The 25,064-nt window shown below is 71.1% G+C and carries 27 protein-coding genes; 22 read left to right on the top strand and 5 right to left on the bottom strand.

All coding sequences use genetic code 11. The features are described 5' to 3' along the window. Positions 1-365 precede the first annotated feature (365 nt). Genes ccmA through LUW87_RS14770 form a run of 9 tightly spaced genes read left to right on the top strand, consistent with a single transcriptional unit; the run spans position 366 to position 7,637 of the window. On the top strand, positions 366-1,145 hold the full coding sequence (ccmA, locus tag LUW87_RS14810; protein WP_232671967.1) for a heme ABC exporter ATP-binding protein CcmA: 780 nt from the start codon (positions 366-368) through the stop codon (positions 1,143-1,145). Continuing rightward, positions 1,135-1,803, top strand: a complete 669-nt coding sequence (locus tag LUW87_RS14805; RefSeq protein ID WP_232671966.1) for a heme exporter protein CcmB — start codon at positions 1,135-1,137, stop codon at positions 1,801-1,803. The genes ccmA and LUW87_RS14805 overlap by 11 nt, the downstream gene beginning before the upstream one ends. Beyond that, entirely contained in the window at positions 1,800-2,654 is an 855-nt protein-coding gene (gene ccsA, locus LUW87_RS14800) for a cytochrome c biogenesis protein CcsA (protein ID WP_232671965.1), read from the top strand. Before LUW87_RS14805 ends, ccsA begins: the two co-directional genes overlap by 4 nt. Continuing rightward, positions 2,651-2,788 (top strand): hypothetical protein, encoded by a 138-nt coding sequence (locus LUW87_RS14795; RefSeq protein WP_232671964.1) that lies wholly within the window; start codon positions 2,651-2,653, stop codon positions 2,786-2,788. The genes ccsA and LUW87_RS14795 overlap by 4 nt, the downstream gene beginning before the upstream one ends. Next, positions 2,779-3,396, top strand: a complete 618-nt coding sequence (locus LUW87_RS14790) for a cytochrome c maturation protein CcmE (protein WP_232671963.1) — start codon at positions 2,779-2,781, stop codon at positions 3,394-3,396. Before LUW87_RS14795 ends, LUW87_RS14790 begins: the two co-directional genes overlap by 10 nt. Continuing rightward, the gene (locus LUW87_RS14785; protein ID WP_232671962.1) at positions 3,393-5,474 is read left to right on the top strand and encodes a heme lyase CcmF/NrfE family subunit; all 2,082 of its coding nucleotides are present in this window, start codon (positions 3,393-3,395) and stop codon (positions 5,472-5,474) included. The genes LUW87_RS14790 and LUW87_RS14785 overlap by 4 nt, the downstream gene beginning before the upstream one ends. Then, entirely contained in the window at positions 5,471-6,091 is a 621-nt protein-coding gene (locus LUW87_RS14780; RefSeq protein WP_232671961.1) for a TlpA family protein disulfide reductase, read from the top strand. Before LUW87_RS14785 ends, LUW87_RS14780 begins: the two co-directional genes overlap by 4 nt. Beyond that, positions 6,088-6,630, top strand: coding sequence for a cytochrome c-type biogenesis protein (locus LUW87_RS14775; protein ID WP_232671960.1), 543 nt, complete (start codon positions 6,088-6,090; stop codon positions 6,628-6,630). Before LUW87_RS14780 ends, LUW87_RS14775 begins: the two co-directional genes overlap by 4 nt. After that, the gene (locus LUW87_RS14770; RefSeq protein ID WP_232671959.1) at positions 6,627-7,637 is read left to right on the top strand and encodes a tetratricopeptide repeat protein; all 1,011 of its coding nucleotides are present in this window, start codon (positions 6,627-6,629) and stop codon (positions 7,635-7,637) included. Before LUW87_RS14775 ends, LUW87_RS14770 begins: the two co-directional genes overlap by 4 nt. A gap of 99 nt (positions 7,638-7,736) precedes the next feature. On the opposite strand, the gene LUW87_RS14765 is transcribed toward LUW87_RS14770, so the two are convergent. Both LUW87_RS14765 and LUW87_RS14760 read right to left on the bottom strand, forming a co-directional pair. Beyond that, a complete protein-coding gene (locus LUW87_RS14765; protein WP_232671958.1) occupies positions 7,737-8,207 on the bottom strand; it encodes a SixA phosphatase family protein in 471 nt (156 codons plus the stop codon). Positions 8,208-8,250: 43 nt separating this feature from the next. Beyond that, positions 8,251-8,445, bottom strand: coding sequence for a hypothetical protein (locus LUW87_RS14760; protein ID WP_232671957.1), 195 nt, complete (start codon positions 8,443-8,445; stop codon positions 8,251-8,253). Positions 8,446-8,474: 29 nt separating this feature from the next. On the opposite strand from LUW87_RS14760, the gene LUW87_RS14755 reads away from it, so the two are divergent. From LUW87_RS14755 to LUW87_RS14720, 8 genes are all read left to right on the top strand, one after another. Next, positions 8,475-8,918: an SRPBCC family protein gene (locus LUW87_RS14755; protein ID WP_232671956.1), complete on the top strand. Its 444-nt coding sequence runs from the start codon at positions 8,475-8,477 to the stop codon at positions 8,916-8,918. 89 nt (positions 8,919-9,007) lie between these two features. Next, complete coding sequence (locus LUW87_RS14750; RefSeq protein WP_232671955.1) at positions 9,008-9,931, top strand: alpha/beta fold hydrolase; 924 nt, start codon at positions 9,008-9,010, stop codon at positions 9,929-9,931. Positions 9,932-10,091: 160 nt separating this feature from the next. Beyond that, positions 10,092-11,483, top strand: a complete 1,392-nt coding sequence (locus LUW87_RS14745; protein WP_232671954.1) for an ABC transporter substrate-binding protein — start codon at positions 10,092-10,094, stop codon at positions 11,481-11,483. A gap of 163 nt (positions 11,484-11,646) precedes the next feature. Continuing rightward, entirely contained in the window at positions 11,647-13,041 is a 1,395-nt protein-coding gene (locus LUW87_RS14740; protein WP_232671953.1) for an ABC transporter substrate-binding protein, read from the top strand. Between the two features lie 88 nt (positions 13,042-13,129). Beyond that, positions 13,130-15,388 carry a branched-chain amino acid ABC transporter permease gene (locus LUW87_RS14735; protein WP_232671952.1) on the top strand — a complete coding sequence of 753 codons (2,259 nt, stop codon included), beginning with the start codon at positions 13,130-13,132 and terminating at the stop codon, positions 15,386-15,388. Further along, on the top strand, positions 15,385-16,128 hold the full coding sequence (locus LUW87_RS14730; RefSeq protein WP_232671951.1) for an ABC transporter ATP-binding protein: 744 nt from the start codon (positions 15,385-15,387) through the stop codon (positions 16,126-16,128). The genes LUW87_RS14735 and LUW87_RS14730 overlap by 4 nt, the downstream gene beginning before the upstream one ends. Then, positions 16,125-16,844 carry an ABC transporter ATP-binding protein gene (locus LUW87_RS14725; RefSeq protein ID WP_232671950.1) on the top strand — a complete coding sequence of 240 codons (720 nt, stop codon included), beginning with the start codon at positions 16,125-16,127 and terminating at the stop codon, positions 16,842-16,844. The genes LUW87_RS14730 and LUW87_RS14725 overlap by 4 nt, the downstream gene beginning before the upstream one ends. Before the next feature lie 13 nt (positions 16,845-16,857). Further along, on the top strand, positions 16,858-17,244 hold the full coding sequence (locus LUW87_RS14720; RefSeq protein WP_232671949.1) for a hypothetical protein: 387 nt from the start codon (positions 16,858-16,860) through the stop codon (positions 17,242-17,244). A 100-nt stretch (positions 17,245-17,344) separates the two neighbouring features. Here LUW87_RS14720 and LUW87_RS14715 read toward each other — a convergent pair whose 3' ends face one another. After that, the gene (locus tag LUW87_RS14715; RefSeq protein ID WP_232671948.1) at positions 17,345-18,532 is read right to left on the bottom strand and encodes a cysteine desulfurase family protein; all 1,188 of its coding nucleotides are present in this window, start codon (positions 18,530-18,532) and stop codon (positions 17,345-17,347) included. A gap of 8 nt (positions 18,533-18,540) precedes the next feature. After that, positions 18,541-19,260, bottom strand: coding sequence for a helix-turn-helix transcriptional regulator (locus tag LUW87_RS14710; RefSeq protein ID WP_232671947.1), 720 nt, complete (start codon positions 19,258-19,260; stop codon positions 18,541-18,543). 100 nt (positions 19,261-19,360) lie between these two features. Here LUW87_RS14710 and LUW87_RS14705 point away from each other — a divergent pair, with 100 nt between their 5' ends. The 5 genes from LUW87_RS14705 (at position 19,361) to LUW87_RS14685 (ending at position 24,493) form a co-directional block, all read left to right on the top strand. Further along, positions 19,361-20,503: an Mrp/NBP35 family ATP-binding protein gene (locus LUW87_RS14705; protein WP_232671946.1), complete on the top strand. Its 1,143-nt coding sequence runs from the start codon at positions 19,361-19,363 to the stop codon at positions 20,501-20,503. Positions 20,504-20,576: 73 nt separating this feature from the next. Continuing rightward, positions 20,577-20,813 carry a DUF3107 domain-containing protein gene (locus LUW87_RS14700; RefSeq protein ID WP_232671945.1) on the top strand — a complete coding sequence of 79 codons (237 nt, stop codon included), beginning with the start codon at positions 20,577-20,579 and terminating at the stop codon, positions 20,811-20,813. 16 nt (positions 20,814-20,829) lie between these two features. Beyond that, complete coding sequence (locus LUW87_RS14695; RefSeq protein ID WP_232671944.1) at positions 20,830-21,792, top strand: ArsA family ATPase; 963 nt, start codon at positions 20,830-20,832, stop codon at positions 21,790-21,792. A 6-nt stretch (positions 21,793-21,798) separates the two neighbouring features. Beyond that, entirely contained in the window at positions 21,799-22,974 is a 1,176-nt protein-coding gene (locus LUW87_RS14690; RefSeq protein WP_232671943.1) for an ArsA family ATPase, read from the top strand. 19 nt (positions 22,975-22,993) lie between these two features. After that, on the top strand, positions 22,994-24,493 hold the full coding sequence (locus LUW87_RS14685; RefSeq protein ID WP_232671942.1) for a sensor histidine kinase: 1,500 nt from the start codon (positions 22,994-22,996) through the stop codon (positions 24,491-24,493). Positions 24,494-24,629: 136 nt separating this feature from the next. Here the strand turns inward: LUW87_RS14685 and LUW87_RS14680 are convergent, their stop codons facing one another. Further along, positions 24,630-24,896 carry a WhiB family transcriptional regulator gene (locus tag LUW87_RS14680; RefSeq protein WP_232672071.1) on the bottom strand — a complete coding sequence of 89 codons (267 nt, stop codon included), beginning with the start codon at positions 24,894-24,896 and terminating at the stop codon, positions 24,630-24,632. Between the last annotated feature and the right edge of the window lie 168 nt (positions 24,897-25,064).

The raw sequence follows: 25,064 nt of genomic DNA, 5'->3' as shown, positions 1-25,064 counted from the left end.
TACGGGCCACCCCCCGGAACCCACTCGGCCCCGAGTTGCTGGCGCAGGCCGTCAGCCAACTCGCAACAGGCGGAGGAGCGCCAGCGACGGAGCCTCAGCACGCGTACGCGTTTCGGTGAAGCCGGCGGAGGGAGGCTTGCCGACCGGAGCAGATGCCATGGCGCCCTCCTCGCGAGCTCGTCGGGACGCGGTGTGGGCGGGTCGCTGGCGCTCCCGTCGCCCACCAGACGGTGCGCGGGTGCTGGTGACAGCCGGAGGAGCGCAGCGACGGAGGCTCAGTCAGGTCACGCGTTTCGCCGAAGGCGGCGGAGGGAGGCTTGCCGACCGGAGCTGAGTGTCGCGGCGAGGTACCCTGCGCTTCGCCCATGGAGCCCACCCCCCACCGCGCCGAGCCGGGGCCGCCGCCCGGTGCCGAGTCGCCGTCGGAACCCGTGGTCCACCTCCGGGGAGCGGTCGCGCTCCTGGGCGCCTTCCCGGCCCTCGCCGGCGCCGACCTCGATGTGCGCCGACGCGAGATCGTGCTGCTGCGCGGCCCCAACGGGGCGGGCAAGACGACCCTGCTGAGGACGCTGGCCGGGCTGGTGCCCGTGACCGAGGGCACGGCCACGGTGCTGGGGGTGGACCTGGTGGCCGACCGCAAGGCCGTGCGTCCCCGGGTCGGCCTGCTGGGCCATGCCACCGGGTTGTACGACGAGCTCACGGTGGCCGACAACGTTCGCTTCTGGGCGCGCGCCGCCCGGGCCCGCACCGAGGACGCCGACGCGGCCATGGCTCGTCTGGGGCTCGACGGCCGCTTGCGCCACGTCGCCGTCGGACGCTTGTCGGCCGGTCAGCGGCGGCGCACCTCGCTCGCCGTGCTCATCGCCCGCCGTCCCGAGCTCTGGCTGCTCGACGAGCCCCATGCCGGGCTCGACCAGGAGGGGCGCGACCTCGTCGACCAGCTCGTCCGCGACGCGGCCGACGCCGGTGCCACCGTCGTGATGAGCTCTCACGAGCTCGATCGGGCCGTGGCCCTGGCCGACCGGGTGGTCACCGTCGCCGGCGGGGCCACCTACGCCGAGGTGGGCCGTCCGAGCGACGTGGTGGCGCGGTCATCGGTCACGCCGGACGACGCCCACCAGGACGGTCGCAGCGATGTGGCATGACGCCTGGCTGGTGGCCGGCAAGGACCTGCGCCTCGAGCTGCGGTCGCGCGTGGCGCTCAACCAGGTGGTGCCCTTCGCCCTGCTGGTGCTCGTCCTGTTCGCCTTCGCCCTCGATCCCGATCGCGGCCTGCTCGAGCGGGCGACGCCGGGTCTCTACTGGGTCGCCGTGCTGTTCAGCGGGCTGTTGGCCCTCCAGCGGGCCTTCACCGTGGAGGCCGCGGACGGCAACCGCGATGCTCTGCGGCTCTCCGGGCTCGACCCGTCGGGCATCTACCTGGGCAAGGCCATGGCCGTCGCCGTGCAGCTCCTGGTGCTCGAGGTGCTGCTCGGGGTGGGCGTGGCGGTGCTCTACACGACCACGTTCACGGGGTGGCCGCTGCTGCTGGCCACGGTGGGGGTCGCGACCGCGGGGATCGCGGCGGCCGGTACCCTCTACGGCGTCCTGGCAGCCGGGCTCCGAGTTCGTGAAACCCTGCTGCCGCTCCTACTGTTGCCGGTGCTCGCGCCGGTGCTGATCGGTTCGACCCGGGCGTTCGAGGCCGCACTGGCCGGAGCCCCGGCCGACGGTTGGCCCTGGGTCGGGCTGATGGCCGTGTTCGCTGTGCTCTACATCGTGGCTGGGGTGCTCGGCTTCGGGCCCCTGCTGGAGGAATCGTGACGATCGAGTCGAAGGCCACCCCCGGGTCGGCGGCCCCCGCAACGGACCCGACGGTGCCGGCTCCGACCTCCACCGGGTCGGGGGTCACCCGGGTGATCGGCCTGCTCGCCATCGTGGCCACGGTGTTCCTCGCGCTGCTCGGTCTGTGGTGGACCCCGCCCGACTTCGTCCAGGACGAGTCGGTGCGCATCCTCTACATCCACGTCCCCTCGGCCACCCTTGCCTACGTGGGCTGCTTCCTCACCACCATCGGCAGCGTCATGTACCTCTGGAAGAAGTCGCAGTGGTGGGAGCTGGTGGCCTACGCCTCGGCCGAGATCGCCGCGGTGTTCACCGCCCTCACCCTCGTCACCGGGTCGCTGTGGGGTCGTCCCACCTGGGGCGTGTTCTGGGTCTGGGACGCCCGGCTCACGTCCTCGGCGATGCTGTTCTTGTTGCTGCTCGGCTACCTCGCCGTGCGGCGGCTGCCCGCCGACTACACGGTGCGGGCCAAGCGCGCCGCCATCGTCGGGCTGTTGTTGGTGCCCAACGTGATCATCGTGCGCCAGTCGGTGGACTGGTGGCGCACGCTGCACCAGGAGGCCAGCCTCTTCGCCGACGGTCCCGGCGCCACCATCGAGGGGCTCATGCTCTTCGCCCTGTTCTTCGGGTTCGTCACCTTCGGGCTGATCTTCGCCTGGCTGCTGATCCACCGCTTCCGGGTGGCCTGGCTCGAGGAGCAGGTGGCCGGACAGGGCTTGTCGGCGGCCATCGCCGAGCGGCGTGCCGAAGCCACCGGCACGGTGTCCGCGCCATCGGCGCCCGAGCCCGCCGGCGGCCCCGCTCGACCCAACGACGAGGTGACCCCGTGACGTCCATGTGGTGGTATGTGATCGTGGCCTGGGTGGCGGTGCTCGCCACGTTGGCGGTCTACGCCGTCACCACGGTGGCCAAGGGCCGCCGCCTCAGCCGCCAGGTGCCGCCGGAGGACCGTCGGTGGAGCTGACCCCCCGCACGGGCCCGAGCGCCGCCCCCGGCGAGACCGCCGGACCGGGCCTGGCCCCCGAGGCCCCCCGTCGCCCGGGCAGCACCCGGGCCAAGCTGCCCGTCATCGCCGTGATCGTCGCCATCGTCGCAGTGGGCGCGTTCGTCCTCGTCAACGCCCTCGGCAACGCCACGCTGTTCTTCTACAACGCCGACGAGGCGGTCGAGCGCCAGGAGGAGCTGGGCACCGACCGGTTCCGCCTGCAGGGCACGGTCATCGGCCCGTCGGTGGTGCGCACCGACGACGGAGTCAGCTTCGACGTCACCTTCAACGGCGTCGAGGTGCCCGTGCAGCACTTCGGCGACCCGCCCGAGCTGTTCCAGCCCGACATCCCGGTGGTCCTCGAGGGCCGCTTCGCCGAGGGTCCCGACGGCGAGCTGTCCGGGCCGGCCAACGCCGACGGCGCGCCGTTGTTCCTCTCCGATCGGATGCTCGTCAAGCACGACGAGAACTACAAGGCCAAAGAGGGCGACCGTCTCGAGGACGCCGAGGAGGGCGGCGACGTGTCCTCCGGGTCCGGCGAGCCGACCGTGGCCGAGGGGGAGACGGGGCAGGCAGGCACCTCATGAACCTGGCCCTCGGCACGGCCGGCGTAGCGCTCGGGTTGGCGGCGTCCATCGTCGGCGGCCTCACCGTCGCCTACGGCCTGGTGCGCGACAAGCCTGCTCTGCGGCGTCAGGCGCTCGTCTACGGGGTGCTCGTGTTCCTCGGAGGCCTCCTGGCGACCGTCGCCATGGAACGGGCCCTCATCACCCGCGACTTCACCGTGAAGTTCGTGGCCGACAACGGCTCGTCGCGCACCCCGGCGCTGTACAACTTCGCCACCCTCTGGGGCGCGCTCGAGGGGTCCATCATCTTGTGGGCCACCATCCTCGGCGGCTACCTCACGGCGGTGGTCGTCAAGTTCCGCAAGCGCCTCGACGACCCACTGGTGGGTTGGGCGCTGGTCACCATGTTCGTGGTCTGCGCCTTCTTCTTCCTGCTCATGCGGGGCCCGGCCAACCCGTTCCTGGCGTTCGACCCCCCTCCGGGCTTCGACGGTCCCGGTCCCAACCCGTTGCTGCAGAACCACCCGCTCATGGCGTTCCACCCGCCGATGCTCTACCTGGGCTACGTCGGGTTCACCGTGCCCTTCGCCTTCGCCGTCGCCGCCCTCGCCACCGGTCGGGTGGGGGAGGGGTGGCTGTTGGCCACCCGCCGCTGGACCCTCATCGCCTGGGGCTTCCTCACCCTCGGCATCGTTCTCGGCGCCTGGTGGAGCTACGAGGTGCTGGGCTGGGGTGGCTACTGGGCGTGGGACCCGGTCGAGAACGCGTCCCTGCTGCCCTGGCTCACCGGCACCGCCTACCTGCACTCGGTCATGGTGCAGGAGCGCCGGGGGATGCTGCGGGTCTGGAACCTGTCGTTGCTGTGTGCCACCTTCGCACTGACCATCCTGGGGACCTTCATCACCCGGTCGGGTGTGCTCGACAGCGTCCACGCCTTCACCGAGTCCGCCATCGGCCCCGCGATCCTGGCGTTCTTCGCCCTCATCGTGATCGTGAGCGTGGGCCTCATCGGCTGGCGCGGCGATCGCCTCCGGGCGCCGGGGCGCATCGACTCGCCGCTGTCGCGGGAGGGCGCCTTCCTCGCCAACAACGTGCTGTTCGCCGCGTTCGCCTTCGTGGTGCTGTTGGGCACCGTGTTCCCGCTGCTGATCGAGGCGTTCAACGACGACCGCATCTCCGTGGGCGTGCCCTACTTCAACCGCATGACCACCCCCATCGGGCTCACCTTGTTGTTCCTCATGGCCGTGGCTCCGGTGCTGCCGTGGCGCAAGGCCAGCGGTGAGCTGTTGCGCCACCGACTCATCTGGCCGGCCTGGGCCGGCGCCGCCGCCCTCGCCGTCGCCGTCGTCGCCGGGGCCCGGGGCCTGGCGCCGCTGCTGGCCTTCGGCCTCGGCGGGTTCGCGGCCGGTTCGGCCGTACGCCAGCTCGTCCTCGCCGGCCGCCGCCAGGGGTGGCGGGGCTTCGTCGGACGGGCCAACGGCGGCATGGTGGTCCACCTCGGCGTGATCATGGTCGCCGTCGCCGTGGCTGCCAGTGGCAGCTACGTCCGCCAGGCCGAGTTCACGCTGGCCCCGGGCGAGACCGCCTCCTTCGCCGGCCACGAGCTCACCTACGTCGAGCAGACCATCGACGAGCTGCCGGAGAAGACCGTGGTGGCGGCGCAGATCCTCGTCGACGGCACCGGCCCCTGGGCGCCGGCCATCAACCAGTTCAGCTTCGGTGGGCAGACCATCGGGACCCCCTCGGTGCGCACCACCCTCACCCACGACGTGGCCCTCACCCTGCTGGGCCTCCCCGACGCCGAGAACGACACGGTCACCATCCGGGTCACCATCCAGCCCCTGGTCGTGTGGCTGTGGATCGGCGGGGGTGTCATGGCGCTCGGCACCCTGCTGGCGGTGTTCCCCGGTCGGCGCCGCAACCCCATCGATCCCGTGTCGGCCCCCATCGGCGGAGCGCGGCAGGGCTCCGGTGGGGGACACGACGACGCCGAACCGATCGACGAGGCGCCGTCCGAGGCGACCCCTCGGGCCGAGCCGGTCGGGGCGGCGGGCCCGGCGCGGGTACATCCCGCCGAGTCCGCGGACGGAAGCCGATGACCACCCCGCCGTCCACCCGGCCGCCGTCCGGTGAGGTCGTCTCCCGCGGGGGCAGCCACCTGGCCCGCAACGCCGCCATCGCCGTGGGCCTCGTGCTCGTCGTCTTCATCGTGGTGCTGGCCACCCGGCCCACGGGCGACGATGCCGTCAACACCACCGCTGTGGGGCGGGCCGTGCCGCCGGTGGTGGGCACCACGCTCGACGGCGAGACCTACGACATCGACCGTTTCCGGGGCGACTGGGTCGTCGTCAACTTCTTCGCCACCTGGTGCACCCCGTGCATCGTCGAGCACCCCGAACTGGTCCGCTTCTCCGAGGAGCACGCCGCGGCGGGCGATGGCGTCTCCATCGTGGCCGTGCAGTTCGGGGGCGAGGAGGAGCGCACCATCCGGGAGTTCTTCGAGCAGCGGGGCGGCGACTGGCCCGTCCTGGTCGGCGAGGGCACGGGGCGCATCGCCCTCGACTTCGGAGTGACCGCCGTCCCCGAGTCCTACCTGGTGGCGCCCAACGGCCAGGTCGTGGCCAAGTACGTCAGCGGCGTCACCGCCGCCGGCCTCGACGCCGAGATCGACAGGTACGAAGCGGCGGGGGACGACGACCAGGGGGAGGACCCGTGAGCTCCGTGACACAACCGCCGCCGTCGCCCTTCGCTCCGGGGTCCCCGGTGCGGCGCTGGTTGCCGTGGGCGGTGCTGTTCGTGGTGGTGGTGAGCCTGCTCGCCTTCGGCTCGCAGGGCACCACCGGCGAGATGACGGCCCAGGACCGGGTCACCGACCTGGCTCGCACCGTGGCCTGCCCGTCCTGTGGAGGGGAGTCCGTCGCCGACTCGAACCACCCGTCATCGCAGGAGATCCGGCGCGACATGGCGCTGCGCATCGAACAGGGTCAGAGCGACGACGAGATCCGGGCCTACCTGGTCTCCCGCTTCGGTGAGGAGACGCTGCTCACCCCGCCGAGCAGTGGTGTCGGCGCCCTGGTGTGGGTGATCCCGGTGGTCGCCGTCGTGATCGCGCTGACCGCGCTGGTCATCGTCTTCCGGCGCTGGCAGCACGACCCCACCGCCCGGGCCGCCACCGACGCCGACCGGGCCCTGGTGGCCGACGCCCTCCGCCACCGCCACCCCGACGACGTGCACGGCGAGGGCTCGAGTCGGTGACCGACGGCGAGCCCACCGAGGGCCCGGTCGACCCCTCCCCTCCGGCCGACCCGTCACCGCTCGCGGGAACGACCCCGGCGGCGGGCACCGCCGCCCGGCGGGCGGCGCGAGCCGCCAGTGCAGGCCCGGCGTCACGACCCGGTACCGCCAGCTCGCGGACCGGGTCGGGTTCGGCTCGCGCCGCGCGGCGGGCCGGCACCCAGGTCCGCCGTCAGCTCGACCCCGACGCCCTGGCCGCCCTCGAGGAGGAGCGCGACTTCCTCCTCGCGTCCCTGGCCGACCTCGAACGCGAGCACGAAGCCGGCGACGTCGACGACACCGACTACGCGGAGCTCAAGGACGACTACACGGCGCGCACGGCCGCAGTGCTGCGTGCCATCGACGACCGCCAGGCCCTGGCGGAGCAGGTCCGCCCGCCTCGATCGTGGGGCCGGATCCTCGGGGGCGTGGCGGCCGTGGTCGTGCTCGCCGTCGTCGGCGGGGTCCTCCTGGCCCAGGCGTCAGGCGACCGCACGCCGGGCGGCACCGCCAGCGGCGACATCCGCCTGTCCACCCGCGACCTGCTCCTCGCCGCCCAGCAGCACACCGGTGAGGCCACCCAGCACCTCCAGGACGGCGACGGGGATGCCGCCCTGGATTCCTACCGGCTGGCCATCGAGACGTACGAAGAGGTCCTGGCCATCCAGCCGGCCAACACCGAGGCCCTCACCTACCAGGGGTGGGTGCTGCACACCCTGGCCCTCAACTCCGACAGCGAGGCGGCGGCAGAGCTCGAGGGGGAGGCCCGGGCCCGTCTCGACGAGGCGCTGGCCATCGACCCCGGCTACGCCGACGCCCGGGTCTTCCGGGCCATCCTCTTGCGCAACGCCGGCGACGTCGAGGCCGCCCGGGCCGACCTGGCCGCCATCCCCGAGGGGGCGGTGCCCCCGTTCATGGACCAGATGGTGTCCGGCCTGCAGCAGTCCCTCGACCACGCCTCGGCCACCTCCGCGTCGCCTGCGCCCTGACCCCCCGGACCGCTCGGCCCGGGCCCTCAGACGCTTCTTGCATGGAATCGGCGCACTGGAGCACGCCGATCTCATGCAACTACGGGCGTGGTGGGTGGATCAGAGCTTGGGGGGTGGCACGTAGCGGCTGCGGGTGGGGCGGCCGTCGGCGTCGTCGCCGTCGAGGACCCACATGGAGCCCTTGGCGTCGAGCAGCGCCCCGTCCAGCTCCATGCCGCCGGCCACGAGATAGCGCAGCACCTTGGGGATGAGGTCCCCGTGTGAGCAGGCCACCACCGTCTTGGGGCTCAGCGACACCAACAACTCGGCCGCGGCCTGGGTGTGGGCGCCCTCGGCCAGCCGATCATCGGCGACGACGTCGCACCCGAGGTGGGCGGCGAGCGGTTCGACGGTCTCGGTGCAACGCAGGAAGGGGCTCGAGACGATGCGACGGACCTTCTCGTCGCCGAGCTGCTCGGCCAGCCAGGCCGCCTGACGGCGGCCCTTGTCCGAGAGCGGTCGCCTGCGGTCGTCGCCCTCCCACGCGGAGCGGGACCCGGCGTGACCGTGGCGGACGAGGTAGATCGGCACGAGGCCCGACGCTAGCGGTGGCGAGGGTGCCCCCCGGACAGAATCACCCGATCGCGCCTGTGGCATCGGTCGCAGCGGCGCGACCTCGCGCCGGGGCGAGCACGATGAGCACGATGAGCACGATGAGCACGACGAGCACGACGAGCACGACGAGCACGATGAGCACGATGAGCACGATGAGCACGACGAGCACGACGAGCACGACGAGCACGACGAGCACGATGAGCACGATGAGCACGACGAGCGGAGTCCTGCCAGCCTGACCACGTGCTCGAGTCCGATCGGACCTTTCCCGTCGAGGCCGAACCCGGTGAGGTGTGGTCGACGTTGTGCCGTCCCGAGCGGTACCGCGTCGTGTGGCCCTGGTTGAAGGAGTTCGACGGGACGGCCCTCGCCGAGGGGGAGCGTTGGTCCTGTGCCGTGCAGCCACCTCTGCCCTACGTGGTGCGCTTCCGGCTCTCCCTGCACACGGTCGTGGCGGGTGAGCGGGTCGAGGCGGAGGTCGACGGCGACATCCGGGGCCGAGCCCGCCTCACCGTGGCACCTGCGCCCCACGGCACCGACCTGCACCTGGTCTCGGAGTTGGAGCCGGCCACGATCCTGCTGCGGGGCGTGCTGCGGGCGGCCCCGCCCATCGCCCGGTTCGGTCACGACTGGGTGCTCGACACCGGTGCCCACCAGTTCCGGAGCCGAGCCTGCTCTGGTCGGTGAGGAGGCGGGCCGCGGCGGCCACGATGGCGGCCCGGTCGTGGCCCGCCCGGGCTGAGACCCCACCGGCGCGGCCCCGGTAGCGTCGGGCCATGGCCTCCGTTCCCCTGCTGCCGACCGCACCGGCCTGGTTCCAGACGGCTCTCGACGTGCCCTTCGACGACGAGGTCGTCGAGGTCGATGACGCCCCCATCCACTACCTGGCGTGGGGGGAGCGGGGGCGGCGCGGCCTGGTCTTCGTGCACGGCGGTGGAGCGCACGCCCACTGGTGGACCCACGTGGCCGCCACCTTCGCCGAGGACTTCCGGGTGGTCGCGGTCGATCTCTCCGGCCACGGCGACAGCGCCCACCGGGCGCGCTACGACATCGAGACGTGGACCGACGAGGTCATGGCGGCGGCGGGCCATGCAGGCATCGAGGGGCGGCCGGTCATCGTCGGCCACAGCATGGGCGGCTTCGTGACCATCGCCACCGCAGCCCGGCACTGCGACCGCCTGAGTGGCGTGATCGTGGTGGACTCCCCGGTCCGAGAACCGGACCCGGAGGTCGAGTCCGCCCGTCTGAAGGAGGCCTTCGGGGCGCCGCGGACGTACCGCGAGCTCGACGACGGCCTGGGCCGCTTCCGCACCATCCCCGAACAGGCCCACTACCTCGACTACGTGATGGACCACGTCGGGCGGCGCTCCTTGAAGCCGGTCGACGGCGGCTTCCAGTGGAAGTTCGACCGGCGTGTCTTCGAGCAGTTCGACGAGCGGATCCGTGCCCTCGGCATGCCCTACCTGGCCCAGGTCACCTGCCGTTTCGCGCTCCTGCGGGCCGAGCACGGGCTGGTCACCCCCGACATCGGGGCGGCCATGTACGAGGTGTTGGGTCGGGTGGCGCCGGTGATCGAGCTCCCCGAGGCGGGGCACCACCCGATGCTCGACGTCCCCCTGGTCCTGCTCACGGCCATCCGCACCCTGCTCGCCGACTGGGACCACTCCGAGCCCCACCGTCGGCCCACCGGCGCGTCCTGAGCGGAGCCTCCGAGAGGCTCGAAACCCGAGGGTGCCAGCGCGGGATGCTTCGTCGGCAAATTGTCTGTTGTGGCGTCTGTCACGGGCCTAGCGCGCGTTTGGCTAGGGTGGCTCTTCCTGGATCCGCCTGGGGAAGGCGGACCACGACCATGGGGGATACATGAAGCATTACCGAGTCCTCGCCGTGCTCCTGGCGCTCGGCCTGGTGGCCGCCGCCTGCGGGCGCGATGGAGGCACCACCGCGACGCCGACGGAGCCGGGATCGCCGGACACGACGGAAGCGGCCGGCGACGAGGCCTGCGAGGGCGTCGAGCTGGAGGCCACCGACACCGGTGTGACCGCCGACACCATCACCATCCAGGTCATGGCCGACACCGGTTCGCCGTTGGCTCCGGGCCTGTTCCAGGGCAACGTCGATGCCCTCGAGGGCTTCGAGACGTTCATCAACGACAACGGCGGCATCGCCTGTCGTGAGCTCGTGGTGGAGGCGTGGGACTCCAAGCTCACGCCGGAGGAGACCAAGAACGGTCAGATCAACGCCTGCGCCAACGCCGTGGCGTTGGTGGGCGGCAACTCGCTGTTCAACCCGGACGTGTCGACGATGAACACCTGCCCCGACGCCGAGGGGAACCCCACCGGCATGCCCAACGTGGCGGCGCTGGCCAACGACGTCAACGAGCAGTGCTCGAACAACACGTTCATCATCACCGGTACCGCCGAGCCCTGCAACGACGACGGCACCCCGATCAGCGGCGAGCGCGATCTCCTCGCCTTCATCGGCAACATCGAGTACTACCAGACCATCGAGCCCGACCTCACGGGGCTGTTCATGGTGCCGGGCGACCTGCCCACCACCGTGCAGTCGGCCACCTACCAGATCGAGGCCCAGCGAGACGCCGGCGTCGACATCGTCGGTGCCTTCAAGGTGTCGGGTCGCGCCGAGCAGTCGGCCTACACCCCGCTGGTGCAGCAGGCCCGTAGCAGCAACGCCAACTACGTCTACAACGGCTCCAACGACGTGGCCATGACCCTCATGCGCCGTGAAGCAGCCGCCCAGGGCCTCGACAGCGTCGAGGTCTGGGCGTGCTCGCTGGCCTGCTACACCGAGAAGTTCCAGGAAGCCGGCGGCGACGTCGAGGGCACCTACGTGTGGATGCAGTTCCTGCCGTTCGAGGACGAGGGCAGCAACGAGGCGCTCGACAACTACCTCGCCAGCGTCGAGACGCCGGACTCCTTCGGCGCCCAGGCCTGGATGGCGGCGCTGCTGTTCCAGGAGGCGGTCAACGGCATCGTCGAGTCCGACGGCCCCAACGCCATCACCCGGGCCTCGCTCATCGAGGCCCTCAACGGCATCGACTCCTTCGATGCCGGCGGCTGGATGGGTCCCAAGGACCCCAAGGGCGGCTTCTCCGACTGCATGGTCATCATGCAGATGGGCGCCGACGGCTTCGAGCGGGCGTTCCCGGAGGAGCCGGGCACCCTCGAGTGCGACCCCGCCGCTGTGGTCGAGGTGACCCTCGACCCGGCCGTGGCCGCCGAGAGCATCCAGTAGGACCGCGGTGAGCTGAGGGGTCGGCCCCGCGTCGGGTCGGCCCCTCTCTCACCGCTCGGGGGACGAGGCCGATGTTGTGACGCACGCCACAACACGAGCGGGTGTTTGGGCTATGGTGCCGCTCCTGGATCTGCCGGGGGGTGGATCGCAGATAGGGGGATCGATGAAGCGCTACAAAGTCATCGCAGTGCTCATGGCGCTCGGCCTGGTGGCCGCCGCCTGCGGCCGCGACGAGGGCGGCACCACTGCGGCAACCACCGAGCCGGGATCGCCGGACACGACGGAAGCGGCCGGCGACGAGGCCTGTGAGGGCGTCGAGCTGGAGGCCACCGACACCGGTGTGACCGCCGACACCATCACCATCCAGGTCATGGCCGACACCGGTTCGCCGTTGGCTCCGGGCCTGTTCCAGGGCAACGTCGATGGCCTCGAGGCCTTCGAGACGTTCATCAACGACAACGGCGGCATCGCCTGTCGTGAGCTCGTGGTGGAGGCGTGGGACTCCAAGCTCACGCCGGAGGAGACCAAGAACGGTCAGATCAACGCCTGCGCCAACGCGCTGGCGTTGGTGGGCGGCAACTCGCTGTTCAACCCGGACGTGTCGACGATGAACACGTGCCCCGACGCCGAGGGCAACCCGACGGGCCTGGCCAACGTCTCGGCGCTGGCCAACGACGTCAACGAGCAGTGCTCGCTGAACTCGTTCATCATCCAGGGCACCGCCGAGCCCTGCAACGCCGACGGCACCCCGATCAGCGGCGAGCGCACGCTCACCGCCTTCATCGGCAACATCGAGTACTACCAGAGCATCGAGCCCGAACTGACCGGCCTCTACATGGTGCCGGGCGACCTGCCCACCACCGTGCAGTCGGCCACCTACCAGTTGGTGGCCCAGGAAGAGGCCGGTGTCGACTGGGCGGGTGCCTTCAAGGTGTCGGGTCGCGCCGAGCAGTCGGCCTACACCCCGCTGGTGCAGCAGGCCCGCAGCGGCGACGTCAACTACGTCTACAACGGCTCCAACGACGTGGCCATGACCCTCATGCGTCGTGAGGCGGCGGCCCAGGGCCTCGACAGCGTCGACATCTGGGCGTGCTCGCTGGCCTGCTACACCGAGAAGTTCGCCGAGGCGGGTGCCGACGTCGAGGGCACCTACGTGTGGATGCAGTTCCTGCCGTTCGAGGAGGAGGGCAGCAACGAGGCGCTCGACAACTACCTCGCCAGCGTCGAGACGCCGGACTCCTTCGGTGCCCAGGCATGGATGGCGGCGCTGCTGTTCCAGGAGGCGGTCAACGGCATCGTCGAGTCCGACGGCCCCAACGCCATCACCCGGGCGTCGCTCATCGAGGCCCTCAACGGCATCGACTCCTTCGATGCCGGCGGCTGGATGGGTGCCAAGGACCCCAAGGGCGGCTTCTCCGACTGCATGGTCATCATGCAGATGGGCGCCGACGGCTTCGAGCGGGTGTTCCCGGAGGAGCCGGGCACCCTCGAGTGCGACCCCGCCGGTGTGGTCGAGGTGACCCTCGACCCCGCCGTCGAGGCCGAGAAGATCCAGTAGTCCCGTCCCGGCCCGTCGAGGTGCCGGCCCTCGTGGCCGGCACCTCGACGGTGCCACGTCAACGATCACGAGCAGTCCCAGGGGGAACATGCGGCTCAAGGTCTCACCCAAGGCGTTCGCGGCCATCGCCGTGGCCGCTCTCACCGTCTTCATCATCGCCTCCAACTGGGGCGGCGCGTCCTTCGACGTCGGCAACATCACCACGTGGCTGGTGGTGGGCATCTCGCTCGGCGGGATCTACGCCATCCTCGCCGGCGGCCTGGTGGTCACCTACGCCACCACGGGCATCTTCAACTTCGCCCACGCCGCCATCGGTGGCTTCCTCGCCTTCCTCTACTGGGAGCTCTCGGTCAACCGCGGGGTCAACACGCTCCTGTCGCTGGTCATCGTGTTGGGCATCGTCGCCCCGCTGATCGGCCTGGGCCTCGACCGGCTCATCATGAAGCGCCTGCGCGACGCCAGCCTGGTCGTGCAGCTCATGGTGACCGTGGGCCTGATGCTCGCCTTCATGGGCATCACCCTGACCATCTGGAAGCCCAACACCGGGCGCACCCTGCCGCAGTTCTTCCGCGACACCAGCGGCGTGCAGATCGGCGACGTCACCGCCACCTGGCACCGCATCATCACCGTCATCGTCGCCATCGGCATCGCCGTCGGCCTGCGTTGGCTGCTCTACCGCACCCGCATCGGCATCTCGATGCGCGCCGTGGTCGACAGCCGCCCGTTGGCCGGCCTCGTCGGCGCCCGACCGTCCAAGGTCAGCGGCGCCTCCTGGGCGCTCGGCTGCATGACCGCCGGCCTGGCCGGCATCCTCATCGCCCCCGAGACGGGCATGGTGATGGAGAACCTGGCGCTGCTCATCGTGGTCGCCGCCGCCGCGGCGGCCATCGCCCAGCTCAAGAGCCTTCCCTGGGCCATCGCCGGCGGCCTCATCATCGGGTTGAGCAAGGCCTTCGCCGGGGTGTTCCTCACGTTCGACCAGAACTGGAGCTATGCCCCCGAGGCCATCCCCGCGGTGATCCTGTTCATCGCCCTGCTCTTCCTGCCCCAGGCCCGCCTCGAGACGGGCAAGGTCAAGCTCACCAAGCGCACCGAGCGGCTCACCAAGCCCTGGGAGGCGGTGGTAGGGGCCACCGTCGTCTTCTCGTTGGTCGCCATCTGGGCCAACGGGTGGATCCCGTTCCTCACGCCCAACTTCGGCGAGCGGTCCTCGGTGTGGCTGGGGCGTGGCGCCTTCTTCATGGTGCTCGGCGTGATCACGCTGTCACTTGTGCCGCTCATCGGTTGGGCCGGCCAGGTGAGCTTCGCCAACTTCGCCATCGCCGGCATCGGTGCCGTGCTCTACAGCCACCTGGGGGGTCAGAACGGCGACCCGATCGGCATCTTGCTGGTCATGTTGGTCTGCGCCCCGCTGGGCCTGCTCATCGCCCTGCCGGCACTGCGGTTGAAAGGGTTGTACCTGGCCTTGGCCACCTTGGCCTTCGCCGAGTTCACCGACAAGGTGATCGTGCGCCACCCCAACATGCTCGACCCGTCGGCCACCGGCACGTTGTTCGAACCCTTGCAGCTGTTCGGTTTCACCATCAGCACCGACGCCGGCGACCGCAAGGCCTTCGTGATCTTCCTGGCTGCGGTCTTCGCGTTGTTCATGTTGGGGCTCATGCTCATGCGCCGCACCCGCTTCGCTCGTCGGTGGATCGCCATGTCCGACTCGCCGGCGGCATCGGCCACCATCGGGGTGAACATCACCACCCAGAAGATGCTGGTCTGGGCGCTGTCGGGGGCGATCGCGGGCTTCGCCGGCACCATGCTGGGCCTGTCCTCGGGCGCGCTGCGGGTCGACTCGTTCCCGCTGTTCGCCGGTCTGCCGCTGGTGCTGTTGCTCGCGGTGCAAGGCGTGCGCTACCCGATCGCCGCCTTCATGGCCGTCATCGGTCTCGCCTCGTTCCCCGCCCTCTACGAGGTGCTGGGCGAGCCGAGCTGGCTGACTGCGGTCGAGCTCATCGGTCCGGGCCTGGCCGCCATCTCCATGGCCTTCCGGCCCGAGGGGGCGGTGTTCTACGCCGGACGCGACCTCGCCGGCCTCCTGCCCTGGCGGCGAGACGCCCGTGAGGAAAAGGAGCTCGCCCGGTCGATCGCCCGCGAGCAGAACATCCGTCTCGCCGAGATCGGCGACCTGGGCCTGACCCGGGAGTTCACCAGCGAGAAGGTGGCCCAGCTCGATCGGGTCCTGCACGTCGCCGACGAGCTCGACGAGCAGCCCCTCGTCCCCGCCGCCGCCGGTGCGGGGCACGGAGGCAACGGCTCGACCAGACCGGGCGTGCCCGGAGAGGAGGTGCCGGTGTGACCGATTTGCTCAGCACGGAGGACATCGTGGTGCGCTTCGGCGTGCTGCAGGCGGTGTCCAACGCCAGCCTCCAGGTGGAGGCGGGCCGGGTCACCGGCCTCATCGGCCCCAACGGCGCCGGCAAGACCACGTTCTTCAACGTGGTCACCGGCCTGCAGGAGCCCACCGCGGGGCGGGTCACCCTCGAGGGCGTCGACATCACCGACAAGAGCCCGTTCAAGCGGGCCCGCATGGGCATCGCTCGCACCTTCCAGAAGCTCGAGGCCTTCTCGAGCCTCTCGGCCCGCGAGAACGTCCTGGTGGCCGCCGAGCAGCGACGGGCCTGGGACAAGTCCAAGTTCGACCCGGGCAAGGTCGCCGACGAGATGCTGGCCCGCGTCGGCATCGCCGATGTGGCCGACTTCATGGTGGGCACGCTGCCGACCGGCACCGCCCGCCTCGTCGAGCTGGCTCGGGCGCTGGCCACCGACCCCAAGGTCCTGCTGCTCGACGAGCCCTCGTCGGGCCTCAACGAAGAGGAGACCGAGGAGATGGCGGCGCTGTTGCGGCGCCTGGTGGCCGACGGACTCGCCGTGCTGCTCGTCGAGCACGACATGTCGTTCGTCATGGGCACCTGCGAGTTCATCTACGTCCTCGACTTCGGCAAGATCATCGCCACCGGCACCCCGGCCGTCATCCAGGCCGACCCGGCGGTGCAGGCGGCCTACCTGGGGGCGTTGTCCGAGGAGGAAGTGGCATGACCGGGATCCTCGAGCTGCGCAACCTGCGCGGCGGCTACGGGACCATCGACGTGCTCCACGGAGTGAACCTCTCCCTGGAGGTCGGCCAGGTCCACGCCCTGTTGGGCCCCAACGGTGCCGGCAAGACCACCACCTTGGGCGTGTGCAGCGGCCAGATCGCGCCTTCCGCTGGGCAGCTGCTGCTCAGCGGCCGCGAGATCAACGGCGCCACCAGCGATGCGCTCGCCCGATCCGGTGTGTGCCTCGTGCCCGAGGGGCGGGGCATCTTCCCCAACCTCACCGTCACCGAGAACCTGCGCATGTTCACCCATGCCGGGGTGTCGATGTCCGACGTCCAGGACAAGGCCTTCAGCCAGTTCCCCCGCCTCAAGGAGCGTCGCAAGCAGGTCGCCGGCACCATGTCGGGTGGCGAGCAGCAGATGCTGGCCATGTCGCGGGCGCTGGTCACCGACCCCGCCGTGTTGTTGCTCGACGAGCTGTCGATGGGCCTGGCGCCCATCATCGTCGAGGAGCTCTACGAGCGGGTGGGCGAGCTCGCCGCCCAAGGGATCTCCATCCTCGTCGTCGAGCAGTTCGCCCAGGTCGTGCTGGGCGTCGCCACCGTCGCATCGATCATGTTGCACGGCCGCATCACCCGTACCGGACCACCCGCCGAGATCGCCGAAGAGCTCACCGAGGCCTATCTCGGCGTCACCGCCGACCCAGCCCATGTCTGACAAGGAGCACATCGTGACCGCCACCCAACCCACCACCTCAGCCACCGACAACGGTGGTGTGACCCCGTCACCCCGACTCGCCGAGTTCCAGCGCGAGGTCGACGACCTCAAGGTCTCCGGCGGCAAGGCCAACCCCGAGCGCGTCTGGGTCATCCTCTCGGGCATCGGCATGGTCCTCGGCATCGTGCTGGCCCTCGTGGGCTGGCTCGGCACGCGGGGGACCGAGAGCACCCTCGGCATCGCCGACTACAGCGCCATGGGCACCCTCGGGTTGACCCTCACCGTCGCCTCGGCGGCGGTGTTCGCGGTGATGTCGCTGCGTCGCTACTTCCGCTACTGGCTGGTCCGGCTCATCTTCGAGCAGCGCGACCAGACCGATCGCGTCGTCGGCCAGCGCTGACACGAGTCCTGGGGCCCTCGGGCCCCGGAGGGAGACGGGGATCGCTCGGCGCGCTTGGGGGAGCCGGTCGACCCCCGTCTCGTCGCGTCCCGGCTTCGGCTCAGGCCAGCGCTCGTAGGCGCTCGACGACCACCGGCAGGGTGTCGAGGAGGGCGTCGACGTCCGCGTCGGTGGTGTCCCACCCGACCGAGATGCGCAGCGAGCGGTGGGCATCGGCGCCCATGGCCTCGAGCACGGGTGAGGGCTCGAGCGACTCCGAGGCGCAGGCGCTGCCGGAGTGGGCGGCGATGCCGGCCTGATCGAGGCCGAGCAGCACCCCTTGGGGTTCGACCCCGTCGACGCTCACGCACACCAGGTGGGGCAGCCGGCCGGTCGCGCCGGGCTCGCCGAGGACCTCGATGCCGTCGGTGCGGGCCAGCGCGGCCAGCAGGCGGTCGGTGTGCGCCCGTGACGACCGTTCCTCGACGGTGAGGGCCGTCTCGCCCTCGGCGTCGGTGATGAGCAGCGCCTCGGCGGCCGCTCCCAGCCCGACCAGCGCCGGGAGGTTCTCGAGGCCCGCCCGCCGGGCCCGCTCCTGGTCGCCGCCCGTCAACAGCGGCGTGAGGCGCAGCCCGCGGCGCACGAGCAGCGCCCCGGTGCCGGGAGGCGCGCCGAACTTGGGCCCGCTGAGCGAGAGCAGGTCGGCGCCGACCGCACCGAAGTCGAGCGGCACCCGGCCGGCGGCCTGCGCAGCATCGACGTGCACCAGGACCCCCCGTTCGTTGGCCAGGCCCACGACGGCGTCGACGGGCTGCAGGGTGGGGACCTCGTGGTTGCCCCACTGCACGTGCACCAACGCGGTGTCGGGTCGCACGGCTTCGGCCACCTCGTCGACGTCGATGCGACCGAGCCGGTCGACGCCGACGATCGAGACCGACCCTCCGAAGGCCTCGGCGAACGCGGTCGAGGACTGGCGCACTGCAGAGTGCTCGACCGCGGCGAGCACCACGTGGGGCTCGTGGCCGAGCTCGACCGCCCGGCGGACCGCGCCCCACACCGCGGTGGCGATGGCCTCGGTGGCGCCGCTGGTGAACACCACTTCGCGCGAGCGCGCCCCGACCAGGGCGGCGAGCTGGTCGCGGGCCTCCTCGAGGGCGGCCCGGGCCCGCATCCCCTCGACGTGGATCCGGCTCGGGTCCCCGGCGACGAGGTCGTGGCCGTCGCCGCCGGTGAGCCAGGCCACCATGGCGTCGCGAGCCGGGGGACGCAGCGTCGACGTCGACGCGTGGTCGAGGTAGTGGCGGGCCACGGTCGGGGTCAGGACTCGACCGAGGTGATGCAGACGGCGTCGCCCATGGGCTTGGACGACTCGAGGGCGAGGTGGGCGTCGCCCCCGTACAGGGCGGCGACCATGCCCCGCACCATCCCCCGGTCGACCGCGCAGATGACGGGGTTGGTCATCACGGCGTCGCCGAAGGGGCAGTGCTCGCTGACGATGCGCAGCTCGTTGTTGCGCTTCTCGGCGTGGGCCGCGAACCCGTGGGCGGTGAGGGCGTCGGCCACGGTGTGCAACGCGGACCGGACGGAGCGCTGGGTGTCGGACGTGTCGCCGAGGCTGGCGGCCATGCGGCGGCCGTACTCCTCGCCCACCTCCTCGGCCATCAGTTCGGCCTGCTCGCGGGGCAGCATCTGTATGGCTCGTCCCAGCAGGGTGACGAGGACGTCGTCGTGGCGCACGGGCAGATCGAGGTGGTCGGCCTTGGCGGTGGCCCGGTAGCGCTTGGAGGGGCGCCCCGCGCCTCCCGCCGGTTTGGCCACCGTGACCTCGAGATAGCCGCCTCCGGCGAGCTTGTCGAGGTGGTGGCGGGCCACGTTGGGGTGCAGGTCGAAGCGCTTGGCCACCTCGGTGGCGGTGACGCCGTCCTCGGTGGAGCGCGCCGCCAGGTAGATCTCGCGCCGCGTGGGGTCGCCGAAGGCCGACGTGATGGCGGTGACGACCGAAGAGAACTCGGTCGGACTGAGGGTGGCTCGGTCCACATCGGTATTCTACCTACGGTGATAGGAGAAATCCGTCGCTGCGTCGCGATCCGCGGGTCGAGCGCCAGAACCACCAGTGCCACCACCGCCAGGAGTCCCCATGCCCACCGAAGCTGACGTCATCGAGGCCCTGCGCCCCGTCGAGGACCCCGAGCTGCACCGCAGCATCGTCGACCTCGGCATGGTGCGAGGCGTGGCGATCGACGGCGAGGTGGTGGCGGTGCAGATCGCGCTCACGGTGGCCGGCTGCCCGCTGCGCAACGAGATCCAGAACCGGGTCTCCTCCGCCGTGGAAGCCCTGCCCGGGGTGGCCCGCACCGACCTCGACTTCACCGTCATGACCGACGACGAGCGCGCCGCCATCCGCCAGATGCTCCACGGTGATCCGGCGTCCACGGCCGGCAGCCAGGCCGCGCACGGCCACGCCGAGGGGCGCGCCATCCCCTTCGCCGACCCGGCCAGCACCACCCGGGTGCTGCTCATCGCCTCGGGCAAGGGTGGGGTGGGCAAGTCGTCGCTCACCGCCAACATGGGCATCGCCCTGGCCCAGCGGGGCCACAAGGTCGCGGTGGTCGACGCCGACGTGTGGGGGTTCTCCATCCCTCGCATGTTGGGGGTCGACCACCCTCCGGTGGTCATCGACGAGATGCTGGTGCCACCCGAGGTCCACGGCGTGCGGTGCATCTCCATGGGCTTCTTCGTCGAGGAGGACCAGCCGGTCATCTGGCGCGGGCCCATGTTGCACAAGGCCCTCGAGCAGTTCCTCACCGACGTGTTCTGGGACGACCCCGACTACCTGCTGATCGATCTGCCGCCGGGCACCGGCGACATCGCCCTGTCGTTGTCGCAGTTCCTCCCCCGCGCCGAGGTGTACGTGGTCACCACCCCCCAGGCCGCCGCCCAGCGCGTGGCCCAGCGGGTGGCGTTCATGGCCGAGAAGGTCAACCTGCAGGTGCGGGGCGTGATCGAGAACATGTCGTGGTTCACCGGTGACGACGGCAAGCGCTACGACCTGTTCGGATCCGGCGGCGGCGCCGCCCTGGCCGAGCACATCGAGGCTCCGCTCATCGGCCAGGTGCCGCTGGTCCAGGCGCTGCGCGAAGGCTCCGACTCCGGTCGGCCGATCATGGCCGTCGATCCCGGGTGCGAGGCGTCGCAGGCCATCGCCGCCATCGCCGAGCACATCGACGTCGAGCTGGCCCCCACCCGGCGCTACAACCCGGGGCTCAAGCTGCTCGGCTGAAGCTCCGAGGCGGGCGGTGGCTCGCGGCCGCCGTAGGCTGGCCGCTCACCTCACTCACGCGCAGGAGACCTTCGTGGACGTTCGCATCGGTGTGATCGACACCGCCAAGGAGATCGACGTCGAGCTCGCGGCCGACGCCGATCGCCATCAGATCCGAAGCTCGATCGAGCACGCCCTGGCCGACGACGACCGGGTGCTGTGGCTCACCGACCGCCACGGTCGCGAGGTCTGCGTGCCCAGCGCCAAGATCGCCTACGTGGAGCTCGGCAGCCCCGACAGCGAGCGGCGCATCGGCTTCGGCGCCGGCTGACGGCACCACCGCCGTCATGGAGCGCCCTCCCCGGCTCGAACTGCTCGAGCGCCGGCTCGTCTTCGTCACCGGCAAAGGTGGGGTGGGCAAGACCAGCGTGGCGGCGGCCCTCGGGCTGTTGGCCTCGAGCCGGGGACAGCGCACCCTGCTGGTGGAGATCGACGCCAAGGGGGCGCTCAACGACGTCTTCGAGACGGGGCCGCTGGCCTTCGAGCCCCGCGAGATCGCCCCGAACCTGTTCGCCATGGCGATGGACACCGAGGAGTCGCTGAAGGAGTACCTGAAGCTCCAGCTGCGCATCCCGCTGCTGGCCCGCATCGGGCCCCTGGCCAAGTCGCTGGACTTCGTGGCGACCGCGGCTCCGGGCGTGAAGGAGATCCTCACCGTCGGCAAGATCGCGTGGGAGGTCAAGGAGCGCCACTACGACCTGGTGGTGGTGGACGCGTCCGCCACCGGCCACGTCGTGGGCCAACTGGCCGCCCCCGAGGCGATCAACGACCTGGTGAAGGTCGGCAGGGTCCGCGACCAGACCCGGTGGATGCTCGACCTGCTCTCGGACCCGGCCATCACCGGCGCGGTGGTGGTGGCCACCCCCGAGGAGATGCCGGTCACCGAGACCCTCGAGCTGGTCGACCGCCTCGAGGCCGAGACCCAGGTGCCGCTGGCCGCCGTGGTGGTCAACAAGGTGTTGCCCGAGCTGTTCGGGCGGGGTGAGCAGGAGGTCTTCGACCGGCTGTGCGGCCCCGCGCTCGCCGACCCGCTGGCCGCCGCCGCGGGAGGCCGGGTGGCACCGGTGCTCGACGGCGCCCGGCTGGCCGTGACGCTGCGTCGCACCCGCGCCGAGCACATCACCCGGCTGCGCACCCAGCTCCCCACCGACATGCCGTTGCTGTACGTGCCGTACCTGTTCACCCGTTCCCACGGGGTGCGGGCCACCCACAACATCGCCGACGCCCTCGGCGCCGAGCTCGGGTACTGACCGGTCATGGCCGCACCCGCACCCCCGGCCCCTTCGGGGCTCCACCAGCTCCTGGCCACCCGCGAGATCATCATCACCTGCGGGTCGGGCGGGGTGGGCAAGACCACCACGGCCGCCGCGGTGGCGGCCATGGCCGCGGCGCAGCTCGGCGGCAAGGTCCTGGTGCTCACCGTCGACCCGGCCCGTCGCCTGGCCACCGCACTCGGCCTCGAGCGCTTCGGCAACGTCGAGACCCGGGTGCCGCCCGAGCTGTTCACCGCCGCCGGCGTGCAGCCCCAGGGGGAGCTGTGGGCGGCCATGCTCGACACCAAGGAGTCGTGGGACGAGCTGGTGCGGGCCCACGCTCCGGACGCCGAGACCCGCGAGGCCATCCTCGCCAACCCCCTCTACCGCAACATCACCGGCAAGTTCGTGCAGAGCCACGACTACATCGCCATGGAGCGCCTCTACGAGATCCACCGCTCCGGCCGTTACGACCTGATCGTCGTCGACACGCCGCCCACCCGCAACGCCATCGACTTCCTCGAGGCACCCGAGCGCATGGCCGAGTTCTTCTCGTCGCGCCTGTTGCGGTGGCTCATCACCCCGGCCCGATCCCGCCTGGTGAGCGCGGCCTCCAAGCCCTTCTACACCATCGCCGACCGCATCCTCGGTTCGCAGTTCCTCGCCGACATCGCCGAGTTCTTCGTGCTGTTCCAGACGATGTACGACGGCTTCGTCGAGCGGGCCGATGCCGTCACCCGCACCCTCTCGGACCGGCGCACCAGCTTCGTGGTGGTGTCCACCCTCGAGGAGGGGCCGGTGCGTGAGGCGCAGTTCTTCATGACCGAGCTGCGTCGCCGCGAGCTGGCCCTCGGCGCGCTCGTCCTCAACAAGGTCCTCCCGGACTGGTTCGGCGACGATGCTGCGTGCGAGGTGGCCACCCGGCTGACGAACGAGCCCGACACGGCGGCCGCCGCCCTGACCGCCACGGCACCGGACGTGGGTGAGCCCGAGCAGGTCGCCCGGGTCCTCCGCGAGATCGGTCAGAGCTTCCTCGACTACCGCATCGTGGCCACCCGCGAGCGGGAGCAGGCCGCCGAGCTCGGTCGCCACGCCGGCGTCGTCGTGTCGGCGCCCTACCTCGACCACGACGTCGCCGACCTCGAAGGCCTGTTGGCCCTCGGCCGGCGCATCTGGTAGCCACCGGGGTCGACGCACCATGGCCAGCCTCGCCGAGCTCGCACGAGCCACCACCCGCCTCGGCCTGCCCGAGATCGATCACCTCCAGCGCCTCGTGGCGAGCTGGGGCCTCCTCGCCGACCTCTGCTTCGCCGACCTGATGCTCTTCGTGGGCAGCGACGTCGACGACACCGGCGCTCGCGCCACCGGGCCCGTGGAGGAGCGGCCGCTGGTGGTGGTCGGCCAGATCCGACCCACGACCAGCCAGACCCTCTTCCTGCAGGACTGGGTGGGTCGCATCGTCGACGCCGACGAGCGACCGTTCGTGGCCCGGTGCCTGGCGGCGGGCACCATCATGGAGGGCGAGACGCTCGGCGACGTGCGGCGCGAGCCGGTGCGAGAGCTGTGCATCCCGGTGACCTTCCGGGGCCGCACCATCGGGGTGCTCACCAAGGAGTCCACCCCCACCGTGGGACGCCAGCCCGGTGAGCTCGAGCGCACCTATGTCGAGGTCTTCCACCGGTTCGCCCGCATGATCTCGTCGGGGGAGTTCCCGTTCGCCGGGGAGATCGGCCCGACCGAGGAGGCGCCGCGCGTCGGCGACGGTGTGATCCTGCTCGACGACGCCATGCGGGTGGCCTACGCGTCACCCAACGGGGTGTCGGCGTTGCACCGCGTGGGCGTGCACGCCAACTCCGAGGGCATGCGGTTGGGCGAGCTGGGTCTGCCCGAGACAGCCGTGCGCACCGCGTACACCCAGGCCCGACCAGCCACCGAGGAGATCGAGCACGGCCAGGAGATCACCGTGTTGATGCGCTTCATCCCTCTGGTCGAGAAGGGGATCGTGAGCGGTGCCCTCGTGTTGTTGCGCGACATCTCCGAGCTGCGCCGCCGCGATCGCCTGCTGTTGAGCAAGGACGCCACGATCCGCGAGATCCACCACCGGGTGAAGAACAACCTGCAGACGATCTCGTCGTTGTTGCGCCTGCAGGGGCGCCGCCTGGCTTCCACCGAGGCCAAGGCCGCCGTCGAGGAGTCGGTGCGGCGCATCCGTTCCATCGCCTTGGTGCACGAGACCCTCTCGCACGAGTCCGGCGACGACGTGGCCTTCCTCGAGATCGTGCGCCCGCTGGTGCGCATGGTCGAGGAGGGGCTCATCTCGCCGGAGCGCCCCATCCGGTTCTCGATCCGGGGGGAGGCGGGCAACCTGCCGGCCACCATCGCCACGCCGATGGCCGTGGTGGTGACCGAGTTGCTCCAGAACGTGGTGGACCACGCCTACCCCGACGGCATCGAAGGGGCGGCCGACGTGGTGGTCGAGCTGGCCAACGACGGCCACCGGCTCTCGGTCTCGGTGATCGACGACGGGGTGGGCACGCCTCCGGGGTTCAGCCTCGATGCCAGCACCGGTCTGGGGCTCTCGATCGTGCGCACCCTCGTGACCACCGAGCTCGCCGGTTCCATCGAGTTCCACGCGGGCGAGGGGCCGCCGCCTCGTCCGGGCACGGTCGTGACCCTCGTCGTGCCCGTCAACGGCTGAAGGGCCGGCTTCGGGTGGTGCCGCCGCCGGTGGTCGGTGCCCCGGCCCCGGCCCCGGACGCGACGATGGCCTCCGCGGAGGAGGCCATCGTGGGTGCGGTCGAGCCCCGGTGGGGCCGGAGCGGTGGGTCGTTCGCTCAGGAGGCCCGGCGGCGGGCGGCCAACCACTGGCGGCGCAGCTTGCGGCGCTCCTCCTCGGAGGTGCCGCCCCAGATGCCCGAGTCCTGGTTGGTGGTGAGGGCGAACTCGAGGCACGGCTGCTTGGCCTCGCACTCGTCGCAGACCGCCTTGGCGTTCTCGATCTGCTCGATGGCGGGGCCGGTGGTGCCGACCGGGAAGAACAGATCGGGGTCGGTGTCACGGCAGGCGGACTGGGCACGCCATTCGTCGGACGCGGCGGACAGGGACAAAGAGCGGGACGTGGTGAGGGCCACGGTGCCTCCACTGATCGGGCTCACGATCGTCGGGGGGTGAGACGAGAGGATCGTGAAGCTGTTCACATGCCACCGCGCAAGACGCATGCGTGTGGCTGGGACGGACGCACGGTACCGGCGGGCCGGGGCCGTGGCAAG

Source organism: Rhabdothermincola salaria (assembly GCF_021246445.1).
Taxonomy (GTDB): domain Bacteria; phylum Actinomycetota; class Acidimicrobiia; order Acidimicrobiales; family Acidimicrobilacustridaceae; genus Rhabdothermincola_A; species Rhabdothermincola_A salaria.
The sequence above is the reverse complement of the archived record's forward strand: the minus strand, read 5'-3'. Positions and strand labels throughout refer to the sequence as shown.